Genomic DNA, 18,576 nt, shown 5'->3' on the forward strand with positions numbered 1-18,576 from the left:
CTCACCAGATGCCTTGGTCATTGACCTTGCGGGATACATAATCGGCAGACAACAGGAAGATCAGGCCGACGACCGCCTGGAATAATCCGATTGCCGTAGCGATGGTATAGCGAGCCGATTGGATACCGATCTTATACACGTAAGTACTAATAACCTCAGACACATCTGTCACGAGCGGATTGCTGAGCACGAACGGCCGGTCGAAGCCTATGCTTGCCATATGGCCGATATTGATGATGAGCAGGATGATGATGGTAGGCTTGATCCCGGGCAGCGTAATGTGCCAAATTTTCTGAACGCGGCTGGCCCCGTCAACATCTGCAGCCTCGTACAACTCCTTATTGATGCCCGTCAGGGCGGCCAGGTAGATGATGGTCCCCCATCCCGCGCTTTGCCAGATGCCGATTCCAAGATAGGTAAAGACCCAATACACCGGCTCCGTCAGGAAGGGGATCGCTTCCAGGTTCAAGGATTTCAATACACTATTCACGATCCCGGTATTTGTAGCGAGCAGTTGAACCGCCATGCCGCCAATGATGACCCATGAAATAAAATGCGGCAGGTAAAGGACCATCTGCGCCCCCTTCTTGAACCATTGAATACGCAGCTCGTTGAGAAGAATGGCTAACAGGATAGGAATCGGAAAGCTGACGAGCAAATCGAGCAGATTCAGCGTGAACGTATTCCGCAATGCGAGATAGAACCCTTGCATCTTGAATACTTCCCGAAAGGTTTCAAGGCCCACCCAAGAGCTCCCCAGAATTCCCTTGAAGATGTTATAGTCCTTAAACGCAATGATAACGCCGAGCATAGGGACATACTTAAATATTAGAAAATACAGCATTGGGAGCACGAGCAGGATGTAAAGCTGCCAGTCGCGGACAAGGGCTTTTATCTGCCAACGTGATGCTTCCCGGATCCTCGGCTTTGTTGTTATCGCCATAAGTCTCCCCTCTATTCAAATAATTTGCCAAACACCCCATGCATGGTTGGGCTGGTCTCACAGGTCATACTGTATCATCCGGACGGTCATGTTGAACATATACAATAATTTGAGGCTTAGCTTCCGTTTTGTGGAAAGGGTTTTAGGCTGCTTTACCTTTTTTTGAGACTTAACTTCTTTTTGAGGATAAAAAGAAAAGCTCCTGTTCGGAGCTTGGGACTGTTGAAAAACTCTGTTAAGCTTGAACTATTGCCAATATACTCCAGTGGGGTATACCCCTCCAGCCGCTGTTGAAACCCGTGAAAGGTGATTGTATTTTATTGGTACTTTCACGGGTTTCAAAGGCGGACGTAAACTCCTCCGAGGCATACCCCACCTCCTTATGTGGCATAGTTCACGCAAAACCAGGTCTCAACAATCTGAAGCTCCTGTACGGAGCTTTACAGGCAGAGGACTAGATACTCTATCGATGCGTTCGATAGATCGCCCGGTACTCGCCGGGAGGGAACCCGAACACTTTCTTGAAGGCACGATGAAAGGAAAGTACATGGGAATACCCGACTTTTTCCGCAATGGACTGAATCGGATCATCCGTTTCTACCAGCATGCCGCGCGCATGCTCGAGTCGAACCTTTAATACATAATCAATAAACTTCTCGCCGATCTCCTTCTTGAAAAGCAGACTAGCGTTGCTGACAGGCATATCGAATTCCTCGCTGACCCCCACTAAGGACAGCTCTGAATCCGTGTAGTTTGCATCGATATATGCTTTCATGCGCATGGCAATTGATTTGCTGCTGGAAGTTTCCTGCATCTTCCCAATGTCCATCGCCAGATCGCTCATGACGACTTCCAGGTCCCGATGCAGCTCTCCCAATGTTTCCGTTTTTTCTGCAAGAGCTTCAAATCGGTCGCTATAGGACTCGTGCCAAGCTCTTGTCAATTCAACCGGCATGGAGGTCAGCTCTTTCTCAATATACTGGGCCAGACTAGTCGTGAAAGAGGCTAATTCCGCTCTGCCCAGCCTTCTGCTTTGCAGTTCTCCCATGATTTGGGACAGCTTATTTCGCCATTGACTGTCACCCTTCCGGAGCAGATGAACCATTTCCGGCATGGTGCTGAATAGAGTATAGGAGTCGTTATCCGGTTTAGATTCGGCCAGCCGGTTGTCGATAACAGAGTTGGTCCCAAATACGGCCTTGTAGGATACGTTGATGCACGCATGGCGGTATGACTGTGCGATGGCCTCCATTCCGTTCGACACGGTGCCGATACCAACGGATACGGTTAATTGCAGATTTGCATGAATCCAGCCCCTGTATTCCTCACACATACGATAAATCGTCTCTGGATAAGGGCTGTGAGGCTCCTTCAGGAACAATATAAATGAGGCCTGCTGCGGTTCCGTCCAAACGCAGCACTGCTGTACACCGCGGTCATTAGCTAACTCGATAAAGGCGCTCTCCAGAATGTATTTCAGAAGATGCTGGTCACCCGGCTTATAGGATTCCGTAAAAACGCTGTACCGGTCAATTTCAACGGCGACGACACAGATTCTATCGTAATCCGCCGGCAGTCCTAATGATACGGCGTCTTCCTTCCATTTTAAATCGCTTAGCTTCCGATGGCCGACGGTCAATTCTTGCAGCAGGATCCGCTTGCGATGCAGTGCCTCGGCCTCTTGCAGAGTGTTGTAATCGATCGCTTTGGCAAGTAGACTGTCGATAGCCGATTCGATGATTTTGAATTCGTTGAGATGTGTTCTGACGCCCCGTGTGCCGCTTTTTCTGACCGTTATTGCATTGATCTTGTCGACCAGATTTTGAATTGGCCTGTAGTGGATGTGAGTGATGAAAGTAAACCAGATAAGCGCCAGTACAATGATGACAAGGATCGTGATGATCCACACGTTGGATAATAAGGATAGCGCAGAATAGCCTACTGCATTGATGGTGTCCGTGTAATAGGTCCATCCCGTATAATCCGAGGCCACCCGCAGACGGGATGATATTGAATGCTCCGCCGCCGGCGTCTGGAACTGTTGACCGCCGGTATCCAGAATATGAACCGTTCCCCGATATTCCTGGCTGTACTTATTCAGAAATTCCATGAGCGAGCTGACGTAAATATTAATGACAATGGTTCCTTTTTGGAGGGTGGAGTAGGAGTAGGTTTTCACGATTGAAACGACCTTCTGTTTGTTGTTATCGATTGTCGATAAGGTATAGTCCCGCGGCTCGGTCCAGCCTGATCTGGTTGATTGCCGTGAAGCATCTATTAAAAACGACCGGTCGGCAAAAGTGTCTAAATCGTAAATGTTGGAATCGGAAAGAATGCGTTTATTTGCCTCATCATACAGATAAATGGAGCTGGGGAACGGAAAAGTAGACTTCAAAGCGATCAGATTCTGCTGGATGACATAATAATCATAGATGGCCATTTGCTGCTCGAAAAAAAATTGTTCTATCTTTTTGTCGGTAATTAAAGCGCTTACCGCATTTCGCTCAATAAGCTTCAAATCAGCCTCCAAATTCTGCATCATCTGTTCGACGATCGCCTTGTTCGTCTCGATGTACCGGTTCTCCGAGGCATGATTCAAGGTGGTAAAGAAGATAAAAATGACGGAAGAGATGACTAAGAAAAAAATCGGCGTATAAGATAACATCATACGGTAGTACCAGCTCATCCTCATTTCAGACAGCCTCCTATGATCTCTCGGTATTTATCATTTTCCCCCTGTTGAATGCGATTTCAGATAAAAGATCTGGAAGCAGCCCTATGCTCTCCGTCAGGAGGGCCGTAGGGGCTGCTTTTATTAAGAAGGGCGAACTCTATGACCAGGTTATATTGTTTTCTGCTAACAGCTGCTTTAAGGCTTTGGCTGCAACAACGAATAACTCCGGCTTATCAAAGCCCTGCCATTTCCCTTCCGCTTTCAAATGCGGCTCCAAAGACAAAAATCCTGAATATCCACGCTCATTCAGCTTATGGATAAGCTGACACAGCTGTCCGTCTCCCTCTCCAGCAGGTACTACCTTATCGTTCTCCATCAATGCGTCCTTAATATGGATATAGGAAATATATTCACTCAGCAGCGGATAAGCTTGCGTTACAGGTTCCACCTTGCATTGTACGAAGTTTGCCGGATCAAAAGCGGCACGCAAATGTGCCGAAGCATTGGCTTGCAATATATCCAAACACCGCTCACCCGTGTCACCGTATATATGGCTTTCATTCTCGTGCAGCAGGATTACCCCTTCGCTCTCCGCCAAACGGGTCAGCCGTTCCATGCGCCCTAATACTTCTGCTCGATAGTCAGCCGGGTTTCCGTCCGGAATATAAAAGGAAAAAATACGGACATACCGTGCAGCAAAGAACTTGGCAAGCTGAATGGCGTGTTTGGCCTCTTCCAAATGAGGTTCAAAAGCATCGGTTATTTTTATTTTGCCTATCGGTGAACCGATCGAGGAAACACGAAATCCCCGTTGATCCAGCCGTTCTTTCACCTTCACCGTTTCCTCGTTCGAAAGCTTCAACACGTTTTTTCCCCATACGCTGCGAAGCTCAAGATGATAAATACCTTCCGATTCAAGCACGTCCAGCTGTTCCTCTAAATCAGATGATATCTCATCCGCGAATCCGGTTAACGTAATCACAGAAAACCTCTCCTTTAATAGGCGTAATGATCTGTCCACATTATAAAGTTGGGCTATGACAAATTCTATAGAATAACTAAATATTATTTGTAATTATTAAAGAATTAGGCTGAAATGCTTCAAATCATTTTGCGATATCCAATGGGTCGCACATGTTTTTTAGTCAAAAGGGGAAAAAAGCAAAAAAAATCACCCCTCCACCACTGCTCAGCAGCGATGAAAGGGTGAGCTATTCATTCCCCTTCTACCCTCCGGTGTAAAAGAAAGCAAGCTCCCGCAGGCTCGGCTCTCCATCACACTCGAGTATTTCCACTATCACACGGGAAGCCTTAACCGCGGGAAGGCGAATTATGGCCTTATGCCCGATGTTCTGGCCTTCGTAGAGACTGACGACCCGATGAGATTTGGCGGTCACGACCGATATCTTGAAGCGGCGGATGCATTCGCCCCCGGTCAGATCCTCCTGGATCACAATATGGTCCAGTAAATGAGCCTCTGCCGGCTCGTAGACCCAAGTCTGACCGTCCTTTGAGCATTGGGCAATCGTGGCCAGCGGGTTCCCGAAGCACCTGCGGACTTCCGCCCCGAACTCAAGAAGCCGCTCCGTATCCTTAGCGGGCAGCTTCCCTTCCCGATCGGGCCCAATGTTCAGCAGTAAGTTCGTTCCGCGGCCAACCGAATAATAATACAGCCCCATGAGCTCATCCAGGCTCTTCATGGTAGGTTCATCGCTGTCGCTGTAGAACCAATTGGCACGCATCTGAACGTCACACCCTGCCGGAAGCCAGAGGGTATCGGGCAGCTCCTCTTTATCCTCCGTCAAAATCGAAACGGACGTTGAACTGACCGCGTTCCAGCAAGGAACAGGTGCTATGCCGTCTTCGTTACCGACCCATCGGAAATCGGGATCCCCCATATTGAATATCAAAATATTGGGCTGCAGCCGGCGTATTTCGCCAATGATCCGCGGCCAATCATACGTATGATTTTCGGATCCGCAGCCGTCGAACCAGAGAATATCGATATCACCATAGTTCGTCAGAAGCTCTGTGATTTGATTGACAAAGTAGTCGTCATACGCTTGCTCATCCTGCGTATAGAAGTCGGCCGAGCCGTCGTAAGGGGAATAATAAAGCCCCGGCTTCACCTCATATTTGCGGCACGCATCAACGAATTCGCGGATCACATCCCCCTGGCCTCCCCTCCAAGGAGAAGCGGCAACCGTAAAGGAGCTGTAAGAAGTCGGCCAATTGGAGAAGCCGTCGTGATGCTTAGCCGTTAATACCGCATACTGCATACCCGCTTCCTTTGCCGTACGAATCCACTGATCGCAATCCAGATCGACAGGATGGAAAGCGGCTGGGTCCATTGGCCTGGAATCAAAATCGACATAGCCTTCATAGAAGGTACGTAAGCCGAAATGAATGAATAAGCCGAATTCCCAATCCTGGTAGGCAAGCTGTCTGGCGGTAGGCACTGGTTTTGTAGTCATAGCCAACATCCCCTCATCTCTACATCATCTTTTGCTTCTCACCCTAAATCAGGCGTATCCGCCAGTTCAATCGTTGTCTTCTCCGTATGGTGCAGCTCAAGAACAACAATCTCATTGCGGCCTGCGCGCAGCAGCGGAGCCGGCACATATAACGTACGCGTCGGTCCCTGATTCCAGTAACGGCCCAGATTAAAGCCGTTGATCCATACGACGCCCTTGGTCCAACCCTCCGTACGAATGAACGTATCTCCCCGTTCCTCAACCTCAAGCTCTCCTCTGTAAAAAACAGGCCGGTCCTTCCTTTCGGCAGCTTCTTCTGCAGTCTTCTCAAACGGTATAGAAGCCAAGCTCTCAAGGGGAAGCGGATATATCGTCCAATCGAACAGAAATTGGTTGTTCAGCCGAACACCATGAGTGATTCCTTTATAATCCTTCAGCTTAGGTCCGTAGTTCACCCGGCCCATATTCTCAACGATAATGTCCAATCTGGCTCCCGGCTTGGAAACTGTCAGCTCGATCGGCTGGGGATTCCAGCGTTCAACGGTGCCCTGGTACACGCCATCCAGGAACACCTGCGCCCGGTCGTGAACCTCATCCAGATGCAGCAGCTCACCGGTACGCGGTCCCGAGATTTGCGTCGAGTATACGATGAATCCGTAGCTTTGGCCGACCAGCTCCATCGGGTCGGGACAAGTTCGCTGGACAGGCTCAGACAGCAGCGGCAAATGGGCCAGAACATCGGCTTGTTCATTTAACGCTATGCGGCCATAGCTTTTTTTAATGGTCGGTTGAGGCATGGGAGGAAAGCTCTCCAAAGGAACCCCCTGATATTTGGAAATCACCCGGCGCACAGCATGGAACTTTTCCGTCTCATCTCCGCACTCGGACAAAGGCGAATCGTAATCGTAGCTGGTAACCGTAGCTTCATACTTCTGTTGGAAGTTCGCCCCGTTGTAGAAGCCGAAATTAGTTCCACCGTGGAACATATAGAAATTGACGGAAGCGCCTGCCTGAAGCATACGTTCGAAAACATCCGCCACGTCGTCTGCCTCTCTCGTATGATGCGGCTTCAACCAATGATCGAACCAGCCGTTCCAGTATTCCATACACATCAAAGGCTCATCAGGCCGGTATTCACGGAATTTCTCATATGCCTCCTCAGGCTTCGAACCAAAATTGACGGTAGCTAATACATCAGGCAGCGTCCCGCCTTGCAGCATTCCATCCGTCGGGCCATCGGAAGTAAACAGCAGCACGTCCACTCCGCGCCGGATAAGCCCGTCCCGCAAATAAGCCAGATACGCCTTGTCATTGCCGTAGCTGCCGTATTCGTTCTCAATCTGCACCGCCAGAATCGGTCCGCCGTTCGTACTTAACAGCGGAACGAGGCGAGGGATCAGCTCATCGTAATAACGATCGACCTTCTCCAAATACGTTCGATCCATACATCTAAGCCTGATGTCCGGATAGCGCAGGAGCCAAGCCGGCAGACCGCCGAATTCCCATTCCGCACAAATATACGGGCTAGGCCTTACTATGACGTGCAGCCCTAAATCACCGGCGAGGCGAATAAAGCCCTCGACATCGGCAAGTCCTTCAAAGCAAAAGGTATTTTCCTTCGGCTCATGCAGGTTCCAGGGAAGGTAGGTTTCCACCGTATTGAATCCGCACGACTTAAGCTTGAGCAGGCGGTCCTCCCAATACTCCGGCACGACGCGAAAATAATGGATGGCTCCGGATATGATTTGAAACGGTTCCCCATCCAAAAGAAACTGACGATTTTTTGCTTGCAAAATAGGCATTACGTGTCCCCCTCCTCAAGAGAATGAAAATGGCTGATGGGATCGCCTTTACGGCTGCTCCCCTTTTCTGAACTGCCCGGGAGTAATCCCCTCGTATCGTTTAAACACTCGAATAAACGTATTGCTATTTGAGAATCCGACCTTTTGCGTAATGTCCGTAATCGTCTCCTCGGATTCCTGCAGAAGCTTCTTGCTCCATTGTACACGCTGCTTATTCACATAGTCGATGAACGTTTCTCCTGTTTGTTCCTTGAAAAACCTCGATAAATATGGCCCGTTCACATTAAAATGATGAGAAGTCGACGTCAGACTCAAATCGATATCGGACAAATTGTCCTCAATATAGGTAAGCACTTGCTCCTTCAGATTCGTATTATGGCTCTTTTTCTTGGAATCGACGTAATCGCACACGGTCTTCAAAAATTGATATATTTCATCCTCAATCTCCGTAAACGATTCGCACTGGGTCAACTGTTTAATGAGCTCATGCTTCTCCGCAGCCAGCTCGTTCGTCCCGTGATCCATATGCTCAATGGCTTTCAGAATCGTCCCGATCAATTCAAACATGAGAAGCTTGCCGAGCTGCAGGGACAGCGTACCATCCGATACGTTCGTAGCTATCAATTCGCCAACGGTTTCCATAGCCTCTTCATATTGTCCCGTACGAATATGATTAATCAGCTGCCGCTCCATATCCAGCGGATAATACAGCTCATTCTTGGGCCGCTTGATCCGGTCAAACGGAATGATTTGGCTTGGCCCGATGACGAATTTATATTCCAATGCTTCGAGGGCTTCATCGAATCCATGCGGGATTCCACTCAGAGAGGAATGAATTCCGCTGATCCCAATCGTCACCTGGATATAAAAATTATCCTGAATGACCTTCTGCGCCTCATGGGCGATTTCGATCAATTCCTGCTTAGCGCGTGCCTCATCATACCCATAAATATTGACAAGGAAAGCCATCATGCCATCCACTTCCGTAGAATGTACGGCGTGCCTGCGTTTAATGAGCTCCTCCGTAATGTTCGTTACGATGAAATAAACATACTGCAGCTTCGATTCCGCGTCGCGCAAATCATTATCCTTGAACAAGGCCGAATAATCACCGATATGCATGAACAGTACGGCAAACCGATTCGTCTCAAAACGCAGATCGAACGATTCCAGCGATTGGATCAGCGCTGAGCCGCTTTCCACCCTGCCTTTCAGAAGCCGTGCGAGAAAATGGCTTTTTAACGCATTTTGCTGCTTCTGGATCGTCTGGTTGGCCAAATCCTGCATAGCCGCATTCTCTGTCATGAAGGACTGCAGCAGCGAGAACTCATCTCCGATGCCTTCCAGATTGGATCTCACCTTCGGAGATACGCTGTCCACCATGCGGCGGATCGGCATATAATGCCGCCTTGTGATCCAGATGGATAACGGTCCGCCTACGAATAAGCAGAGCAGCAAGGCTACATAGATCCAGCTGCGCAGCTGACTTACCTTGGCGGAATATACTTTGGCCGGAATGATGGACACATACTTCCAATCCGTTTCTACAGAGGCTATATAGGATACCGTCACTTCCTCCTTGCCTAGCTGCTGGTTAAAGGAGCCTTCTGAAGACTGGATTTGGCTAAAATCGAGTTGACTAGCGGTATCCGGGTCTCCAGTAAACAGAATCGGATGATTCTCCTTATCTAGAATGGTTACGGTGCCGGCTTGGGCAATTTGAATATTCGAGATCTCATTTTTGAGACGCTCTTCATTCAGCAGAACGACCAGAGTAGCCGGCGGGTTATCGCCAATCTGAAGCGGTAAGGATTGCAAATAAACCAGACTGCCGGGGGCTAAGGAGAGAAAGCTTCCGAAGTACGGCTGCTCCATACGTTCTCTCCATTGCTGCAGCGTGATGCCTTCGTTCCCGTGATGCAGCTGAAAGAGCAGCGGCTCCTCGTTCATCGTCGACGTCGTAACGCCAAAATGCTGCTTTTTCAAATAGACATACATTTCACTGATGTTCCCGTTGGAGGCTGAATAAGAATTAAGCGAAGGAATTAAGGCTAACGTATCCAGCCTGGTTTGCACATCACTGTAATCCGCTTTATCCACATAACTGACAACCTTAGGGTCCAGCGACAGCTGCATGCCCATCTGCTTAATATCTTTAAACTGGTTGTCAAGAGATTGCTTGATCTGATTGAGCAGTGCCCTGTTCGAGCGAATTACCTCTGTACTCAACAAATGCTGGGACTGAAAAAGGACAAGCATCGTAATGATGATAGGAATACATAGAATGGTTAAGTTGGAGATTAGCCAAAATAAATATATGCTGCGTTTCACTAGAAGAAGCCCCCCATACTTGTTAAATCTCATTTTGTTTTCCTATCAGCGATTTTTGCTCCTACCCTTTAATAGCCCCAACCATAACGCCTTTTACAAAGTATTTTTGCAAAAAAGGATATACGATCAAGATGGGCAGCGTCGCTACCATGATCGTCGCGTACTTGATACTCTCCCCGATCGCCATCGTATCGTTCGCATTCCCCGTACCGGTAGTCATTGAATCCGTGCTGTTCTGTACAAGAATTTCTCTTAGAATGAGCTGCAGCGGAAACAATTCCCGGTTCTGAAGAAACAGCATCGCCTGAAACCAGGAATTCCAATGAGACACGCCATAGTATAACACCATTACGGCTATAACGGGCATAGAAAGAGGGACAACAATTTGAAATAAGATGCGGTATTCCCCTGCGCCGTCCATTTTGGCAGACTCCAGCAGACCCTCCGGGATCGCTTCAAAGGAGGTTCGCATAATAATCAGGTTCCACGTGCTGATCGCTACCGGAACGATAAGCGCAAGCAGGCTGTTACCCATATGAAGAGTATTATTAATTAATAGATAAGTAGGAATTAATCCGCCGCTAAAGTACATGGTAAATACGATGGCCATCATGATGTATTTCCGCAGCATAAACTTTCTGGAAAGAGCGTACGCTCCAAGGGTTGTGAACAACAAATTGATAGCCGTTCCTGCAACCAGAACAATAAGGGTATTTCTATAGCCTGAAAAAATATTCGGGTTCTTCAGCACCATTTGGAACGCTTCCAGATTAAAGCCTACCGGCTTCAGCAGCAATCCGGTATGACGGATAAGCAAATTGGAATCGCTGATGGAAGCCATCAGAACATAGTAAAACGGATATAGCGTGCAAACCATAATAATCGTCATGATCAGTATATTGATGACATCGAACGTACGCTCAGATGCGCTTGTTTTCATATGCAGGAAACCCTCCCCAAGCTGTAACTACCATAACTGGTTCCCCGTCAATCTGCGGGAGAAGCTGTTAGCGCCAATCAGCAGCACAAAGTTCAGCACCGACTGGAACAAGCCTACAGCCGTTGTATAACTGTAATCATTGCCTTGAGCCAGGCCTTCACGGTAAACAAAGGACGAGATGACATCTGCGGTTTCATAAGTATTAGGGTTGTACAGCAGGACGATCTTCTCAAATCCGACCTCCATAAGACCGCCGACTCTAAGAATTAGCAATATCATAATCGTAGGAACAATACCCGGCAGCGTCACACTCCATATTTGCCGGATTCTGCCCGCCCCATCCACACGAGCGGCTTCGTACAGCTCCGGGTTGATGCCGCTTAATGCAGCCAAATAAATAATGGACGACCAGCCAAGCTCCTGCCAAACCCCTGTGCTGACGAAAATCGTACGGAAGTTACTTGGATCGTTCAATAGCGTTGAGCTTTCCCCTCCAAAGAAGGTAATCACGGAATTTACGATGCCGTCACGATTCGTAAAGTCAATAATGAGGCCGGCAATGACGACAATGGAGACGAAATGCGGCAAATAAGAAACCGTTTGCACGATCGATTTAAACCATTTTTGACGAAGCTCGTTCAGCAGCAAAGCTAAAAGGATCGGCGCCGGGAAACCAAATATCAAGCTGTAAAAGCTGATCAAAAACGTATTCTTCAGCACGCGGACGAAATAATAGCTTTTGAAAAATGCGGTGAAATGATCCAATCCGACCCATTCGCTGCCCCAAATCCCTCTCGCCGGGCTAAAATCCTTGAAAGCAATGACAGCGCCGTACATCGGCAAATATTTAAAAATAAAGAAATACAGGACAACCGGAAGTACCATCAGGTAGATGGCGCGATTCTTCCTAATATCATCCGTTAGCAACCTAATGGACTTCGCCATATTTTCCATTCCTCTCCAGCGTATGAAAGAGGGGAAACAGATAGGCTCCCCCTCGATTCATCTGTCTATTAACGCTTGTTGTAACGATCCAATGCCGCCTGGTTAATTTCTATTGCGCGATCAATATTCATTTTCTTGATTTGCTCGATGGTTTTATCATAATCTTCAACCTTTACGGAGCCCATAATGATTTTGGTTACTTGCTCCTTCAACAGCGTCTCCACATCGTTCTTAATCTTAGACATTTCTTTGGCTTCCTCGGGTGTAGGCACGATCGGAGGAAGTGCATATTTATACGTATTATTTGAGTACTTCGAGTAGATTTTCACAGCTTCCTTTTGCTCAGGCAGCAGGTAGTATTGATCGTTATAGCGGTCATCGTCCAAACCGGTAAAGCTGTAGTTCGCGATAAAATATTTACCCATCGCAGTAGCAATCGGCAATTTATCCGGATTGTTCAAAATCAGGTCCGTATACTTCGGCTGACCGTTCTCCATTTTGTACGTTTGACCTTCAATACCGAAGTTTTTCAGCATAGCACCTTCATCGCTGTACAGATAATCCATAGCCTTCACAATGTCGGCAGCGTGCTTGCTCTTGCTTGAAATGACCGTACCTACATTGTCATATTCCCATGACGCTTGCGTGAATTTAGGCTCCTCGCCTTTCTTCATCACCGGAAATTGCGCGGCCGCAAGCTTGGCTTTCGGATTTTCTTTTACTAAAGCGGGCGTGTACACTCCCATGCTTCCGCCGATATAACCAAAGAATGCCCCCGCTTTACCGGAAGTCACCTTCGCATCCATCGTTTTGGAGTCGTTAGACGCAAAGTCCGGATCAATCAGGCCTTCTTTGTACCAGCGCTGCATTAACGCCAAATACTCCTTATATTCCGGTGCAAGCGGCCCATATTTGACCTTGCCGTTATCCACATAAAAGTTCATGCCCGGAAGCCCGAAAGCGCCTGCAAAATCATAATTGGAGATCACATAGTTCTTCTGAGAAGTGAAAGGGATCGCGCCTTTTTTCTCTTTGAACGCTTTCAGTACCTGTTCCCACTCGTCCATCGTCTCCGGCATCTTCAGTCCCAGCTCATCGAGCCAGTCTTGGCGGAGCATCAATCCCGAGAAGGTTTTATATTGTCCATGCTGCCCTACTCTCAAATGAGGCAAAACATAGATATCGCCGTTGTCTGCCTTGACCTGCTTGGCAATTTGCGGATTGTCATTCAAAATTTTCTTCAAATTCGGCGCATACTTATCGATCAGATCGTTCAGCTTCATGATGGTTCCATCTTGAAACATCTTGGTTGTACCGCCGGTTATGTTGCTCCAGTTCCACAGCATCGAGTCCGGCAAATTGTTGGAGGCTACCATGACGCCATATTGCTGCTGCTGATCTTGCGTGCTCGTACCTGATGGATGCTGGAACTCAAAGGTCACATTCGTCTTTTTGGACCATTCCTGCATCATGGGCAGCTCGCTCATACTCTTGACTGCAGCTGCAGCGTTAGGATTGAGCGGTGTCCACATAGTTACTTTCACTGGAGCTCCGGAAGCTCCGTTATCAGCCGATGCTCCGCTTCCTTTCGCGTTATCCTGCCCCGTGCTGCCGCAGGCTGCCGTCAGCGACAATGCAAGAATAGAAGCCGCTACCGGCAATGCTTTCGAACGTATCTTACTTTTCATAAAACACTCCCCTTTATCGTATTAGGTTCGGCACCGGCACCATATCGTGGAGTAGCCTTAAGCCTATGAATGCAAGAATACATTCGATTCATCATGAAGTATATCTTCAATAATTCTACTATATCGATTTCTTATGAAATTGCTATCGCTTCTATTTGCCTCGATCTACAATTTATGACAAAGCCTTGTTCCATAAGGCTTTTCGGGGCTCTCGACTGTTTTTTTCGAATAAAAAAAGCCCCGAATCTCTCTTTCTCGAGAGCTCGAGGCTTTTCGCATGATACTTCTTTTACTAAAACAGTTGCTCGCATTACTAATAAGGTTCGATCGTTTGTATCGTCCCGTCCTCGTTATAATGCAGCTCAGCATATTTCACGCAGCGCTTATGATCCACTCCATCAGAAAGGGAGCAGTCATGATAAAACAAATACCATTTGTCCTCGAACTGGACGATGGAATGATGGGTAGTCCAGCCGATGACCGGGGTTAGGATAGTCCCTTTAAAGGTGTACGGCCCTTCCGGATTCCGGCTGATCGCATAGACCAGCTTGTGGGTCGTGCCTGTAGAGTAAGACAAGTAGTACCAACCCTTATATTTATGCACCCAAGGTCCTTCGAAATAACGACGTTCCTCGTCACCTGCCAATAGGGGGTTGCCGGCTTCGTCTACTATCGAAATCTCCACAGGCTTGCTTTGAAAGGACAGCATGTCTTCGCTTAGCAGCGCAACGTAAGGACCAAGCGCCGGCTCGCCGGGAGCGGGCCCTTCAGCATTCGGATTGAATACGCCCGTCTGCCATTTCTCCAGCTGCCCTCCCCATAGTCCGCCAAAATACATATAGGCTTGACTATCATCATCGACGAGAACGGCGGGGTCAATGCTGAAGCTGCCCTCGATATATTGCGGCTGCGGGAGAAAAGGACCCGCCGGCGACGTGCTCGTTGCAACGCCGATTCTAAAGATCCCTTCATGATCCCGTGCGGGGAAGAACAGGTAGTAGGTGTTATTTTTGTACGCAGCGTCCGGGGCCCAAAGCTGTTTGGAAGCCCATGGGATATCTTTCAGGTGAAGGACCTGGCCGTGATCGACAACAGGCGATTCAAAGTTATCCAGAGACAAGACATGATAATCTTCCATCGCATATTGGTCGCCATTATCATTCGTAGGCCCATCGTGATCAATATCATGAGAAGGATAAATGTAGAGCTTCCCTTCGAATACATGTGCAGATGGATCGGCAGTGTACATATGCGTAACCAGAGGTTGTTTGGGTATAGGCAGATTTTGCATTTCGATTGCTCCTTTCATCCTTTGACCGAACCGGCTGCAATCCCTTCTACTATGCGATTGCTTAGCAGCACGAACGCCAGTAATATCGGCAGAATACTGATCATGAGTGTAGCCCCGATGGCCCCCCAGTCCGTCGTATATTGGCCGATGAAGTTTTGTATGCCGACCGTTAATGTTTTATACTTATCCGAGCTGATGAACGTGTTGACGAAAATAAACTCATTCCAGTTATAAATCATATTGATAATAACCGCTGTCGATAGGACTGATACAGTCATCGGCAGGATAATACTGAAGAAGATACGGTTCACGGAGCATCCGTCCATGACTGCCGCTTCTTCCACCTCGCGGGGCAGCGTATAATAAAATCCAAGCATAATCATAATCGTAATCGGCAGGTTAAAGGCGATATACGTCAGGATGATCGACAGCGGATGATTGGTCAAATGGGTTTGCGTAAACAAGCTGAAAAGCGGAATAAGCGTCGAATGCACGGGAATCATCAATCCGACCATGAAAATGCCGAGAACGAGCGACTGCAGCTTCCATTTCATCCGCGTCAACGCGAAGGTGACGAGGCTTGCCAGCAATACGGTAACCGCAACAGAAACGACGGTCATCCACACACTGTTGAAAAAGTAGGCACTAATATGCCCTTGTGTCCATACTTTCTCGTAATTTTCCCAGCGAAGCCGTTCCGGGAATGCGAAAGGAGCCAAATTGAATATTTCTTCATTATTTTTCAAGGAGAACAGCATCAGCCAAAGCAGCGGAACAATCTGAATCACGGCGACGGCGGTTAAAACTATGTACAGACCGACATATCCGATCTGTGCGAAAAGCTTGCTGTTCACGGCGGCCGTTTGTGTTTTACGCTCTATCGTTTGGATATTCACCGGGTTCTCCTTTCATCATGAATATTGGATGTTGTCCTTGGATGCTGTCAGCTTGCGTATCAGCCACGTCATCACCAGGCAAATCAACAGCAGGAAGAAGCCGATTGCACTGGCGTAACCGAAATCGTATTCTTTGAACGCCTTCTTGTACATGTAGGAGGCCATGACTTCACTGGCTCCGTTCGGGCCGCCGCCCGTCATGACATAGATGAGATCAAAATATTTGAGCGAGCCGACAACGGCAAGCACGACGGTCACTTTCAATACTTCGGAGATTAACGGAATACGGATCGACCAAGCCATCCGCCACGGGCTTGCGCCGTCAATCCGGGCCGATTCGATGAGTGAGGCAGGCACATTTTTTAGCGCGGCATAATAAATCAAAATATAAAACCCCGCATACTGCCACAATATCGGAATAAAGATCGCATACAGGGCAATCGAAGGATCCGAGAGCCATTCGGGTGTAGATTTAACTCCCAGTGAAGATAACAAATGGTTTAGTACGCCATTCGTCGGATGAAATATTTTCAGCCACAGCTGGGCGATTGCTACGGACGACAGCAGCATGGGAATCAAGTACACTTTGCGAAAGATGTTGGCACCGCGAATTTGCGAGGACAAGACCAGCGCAACCAGCAAATAGACCAGCAAGCTCAGCGCTGAAAACAGCGCAAGAAGAAAAGAATGCTTGGCGCTGTTCCAGAACAATTCATCATGAAGCAGCGTGGTATAGTTGTGCAAACCGATGATACTCATCTTGCCGACGCCGTCCCACTTCATTAATCCATAATAGCCCGTCAACACGATCGGCAAATAGATTAAGGCCAACACTAAAAGCAGCGAGGGAATGACATACAGCGCGATGATAGATTTGCTGGACATGACTTTATTCAATCTGGCACTCCCCTTTCCTGGCGATAGAGAGAAAGGACATATCCAGATATGCTGAGACTTTCGAGAAACCTGCAAAGATCCAGATCTGTACGTGGTACACCGGTGGGGTATCCCCTTCCAGCCGCTGTTGTTATCGGGAAATTTATTTTTATCGTTTAACAGCGGTATATTCCCGATAACAAAGGCGGACGCTACCGCTCCTACAGGGGATACCCCACCTCCACCCATCTGCCTTATTCTGAATAGTTGGGTTTCTCGAAAATCTAGACCTATCCAAAAATATGCTCTTTCTTTCTATGCTTTATTCTACTAGACTACTATTTGCCTTCCTTAGCCAGAGCCTCTTCATGCTTCTTGGCGAACTCTTCAGGCGTCGCCGCTTTACCGAATAACGCTTGAATCATGTTCAAGTGCACCTCGGCCGAGGAAGGCTTCATCTGAACGTCCGCAAACAAGGTGATATTGCTCGCTTTATTCAGCTCGTTCAACAGATCAATATACATTTGAGGAAGCTTTACTTTGGAGGTGTCCACCTTGGTTGCCGGAATGACACCGGCTTCCGAGATCGCGTGCTCTCCCCATTTTTGAACGAAGAAGCTTACGAATTTCTTGGATTCTTCCTTCACCTTGGAGTTATTGGCCACGAACAAGCCGACCCCCGGCCCGCCAACCCAGCTGTCGAGGTTCCCCTTGCCGCCATCAACCGTCGGGAATTTGAAGAAGCCGATCTGGTCTTTGAACGATTGCGGAACATCCTTGTTCGTCGTATAGTTCGGAAGCTCCCATGTACCCATCATGTACATAGCCGCCTTGCTGTTCATGAACTCCGCCTTGCCTTCATCGTTGGACAAGCCGTTGAAGCCCTTGTTAAATGCGTTCATATCTACAAGCTGTCTAATTTCGGAAGCGGCGCGGATCAGATTCGGATCTTCGAACGAACCTGTACGGTCAATCGCCTTTTTCAACGTTTCCGGTCCGCCCAGCCGATCGGCCAAATACATGTACCAGAGTGAACCCGTCCAGCGGTCTTTGTTACCCAGCGCGATTGGGGCTACGCCGTTTGAGCTAAGCGTTTTCACGATATTTTTAAAATCGTCGTAGGTTTTGGGCGGCTGCAGATTGTACTTGGCAAATATTGCTTTATTGTAGTAAACCGGCACAATGTTCAGCTCCACGGGAAGGCCGTAGGTTTTTCCGCTGAAGGCGTAAGCATTTGTCGTTCCGCTGACAAACTTATCTTTCAGATCGCCCTGAAGCAAATCATCCAGAGGAGCAAACATGTCGCCTTTTACATAAGGGTCCATGTACCCCGCCGCCCACGTGAAGCCCACGTCCGGAAGATTGTTGGCGGTGGACAGCACTTTCATTTTGTTTTTATACTGCTCATTCTCCAGAATCTCTTGTTCTACCGTAACGTTGGGATTTGCGGTCTGATACTCTTTAATGATATCGTTTACAATTTTGTTCTGTGTAGCCGAGCTCCCTGCCGGCCAAAGGTGCATCATTTTAATCGTAACTTTCTTAGTTGATTCGGTTGTGTTTGTGCCGCCGCCTTTCGCCGGTTCCTGCGAGTTCTGGCTTGTTCCTCCGTTCGAGCTGGAGCAGCCTGACAGTACCATACCTAGGCTTAGCATTGTGGTCAACGTCCAAGTAAGCGCTTTATTCGCCATGCTTCATTTCCCCCTCAACCATATA

Annotated in this window: 13 protein-coding genes; all 13 read right to left on the reverse strand. The window is 48.1% G+C overall.

Annotated elements, in window-relative coordinates; translation table 11 throughout:
* Position 1 precedes the first annotated feature (1 nt).
* The gene (locus tag GGC63_RS00095; protein WP_192700610.1) at positions 2-943 is read right to left on the reverse strand and encodes an ABC transporter permease; all 942 of its coding nucleotides are present in this window, start codon (positions 941-943) and stop codon (positions 2-4) included.
* A gap of 463 nt (positions 944-1,406) precedes the next feature.
* Entirely contained in the window at positions 1,407-3,635 is a 2,229-nt protein-coding gene (locus tag GGC63_RS00100) for a helix-turn-helix domain-containing protein (RefSeq protein ID WP_192700611.1), read from the reverse strand.
* A 139-nt stretch (positions 3,636-3,774) separates the two neighbouring features.
* Positions 3,775-4,599: a sugar phosphate isomerase/epimerase family protein gene (locus GGC63_RS00105; protein ID WP_192700612.1), complete on the reverse strand. Its 825-nt coding sequence runs from the start codon at positions 4,597-4,599 to the stop codon at positions 3,775-3,777.
* Between the two features lie 244 nt (positions 4,600-4,843).
* Positions 4,844-6,091, reverse strand: a complete 1,248-nt coding sequence (locus GGC63_RS00110; RefSeq protein ID WP_225947838.1) for an alpha-L-fucosidase — start codon at positions 6,089-6,091, stop codon at positions 4,844-4,846.
* Between the two features lie 38 nt (positions 6,092-6,129).
* The gene (locus GGC63_RS00115; RefSeq protein ID WP_192700614.1) at positions 6,130-7,893 is read right to left on the reverse strand and encodes a glycoside hydrolase family 35 protein; all 1,764 of its coding nucleotides are present in this window, start codon (positions 7,891-7,893) and stop codon (positions 6,130-6,132) included.
* Between the two features lie 48 nt (positions 7,894-7,941).
* Complete coding sequence (locus GGC63_RS35025; RefSeq protein WP_192700615.1) at positions 7,942-10,224, reverse strand: helix-turn-helix domain-containing protein; 2,283 nt, start codon at positions 10,222-10,224, stop codon at positions 7,942-7,944.
* Positions 10,225-10,285: 61 nt separating this feature from the next.
* Positions 10,286-11,164, reverse strand: a complete 879-nt coding sequence (locus tag GGC63_RS00125) for a carbohydrate ABC transporter permease (protein WP_192700616.1) — start codon at positions 11,162-11,164, stop codon at positions 10,286-10,288.
* A 27-nt stretch (positions 11,165-11,191) separates the two neighbouring features.
* Positions 11,192-12,109, reverse strand: coding sequence for an ABC transporter permease (locus GGC63_RS00130; protein ID WP_225947839.1), 918 nt, complete (start codon positions 12,107-12,109; stop codon positions 11,192-11,194).
* Between the two features lie 68 nt (positions 12,110-12,177).
* Positions 12,178-13,797 carry an extracellular solute-binding protein gene (locus GGC63_RS00135; protein ID WP_192700617.1) on the reverse strand — a complete coding sequence of 540 codons (1,620 nt, stop codon included), beginning with the start codon at positions 13,795-13,797 and terminating at the stop codon, positions 12,178-12,180.
* Between the two features lie 313 nt (positions 13,798-14,110).
* Complete coding sequence (locus GGC63_RS00140; protein ID WP_192700618.1) at positions 14,111-15,088, reverse strand: glycoside hydrolase family 43 protein; 978 nt, start codon at positions 15,086-15,088, stop codon at positions 14,111-14,113.
* A gap of 14 nt (positions 15,089-15,102) precedes the next feature.
* On the reverse strand, positions 15,103-15,969 hold the full coding sequence (locus GGC63_RS00145) for a carbohydrate ABC transporter permease (RefSeq protein WP_412973845.1): 867 nt from the start codon (positions 15,967-15,969) through the stop codon (positions 15,103-15,105).
* Positions 15,970-15,999: 30 nt separating this feature from the next.
* Positions 16,000-16,881 carry a carbohydrate ABC transporter permease gene (locus GGC63_RS00150; RefSeq protein WP_192700619.1) on the reverse strand — a complete coding sequence of 294 codons (882 nt, stop codon included), beginning with the start codon at positions 16,879-16,881 and terminating at the stop codon, positions 16,000-16,002.
* Positions 16,882-17,198: 317 nt separating this feature from the next.
* Positions 17,199-18,551 (reverse strand): extracellular solute-binding protein, encoded by a 1,353-nt coding sequence (locus GGC63_RS00155; protein WP_192700620.1) that lies wholly within the window; start codon positions 18,549-18,551, stop codon positions 17,199-17,201.
* Positions 18,552-18,576: the final 25 nt, after the last annotated feature.

Origin of the sequence: Paenibacillus sp. OAS669 (genome assembly GCF_014873645.1) — a bacterium.
Taxonomy (GTDB): Bacteria; Bacillota; Bacilli; order Paenibacillales; family NBRC-103111; genus Paenibacillus_S; species Paenibacillus_S vulneris.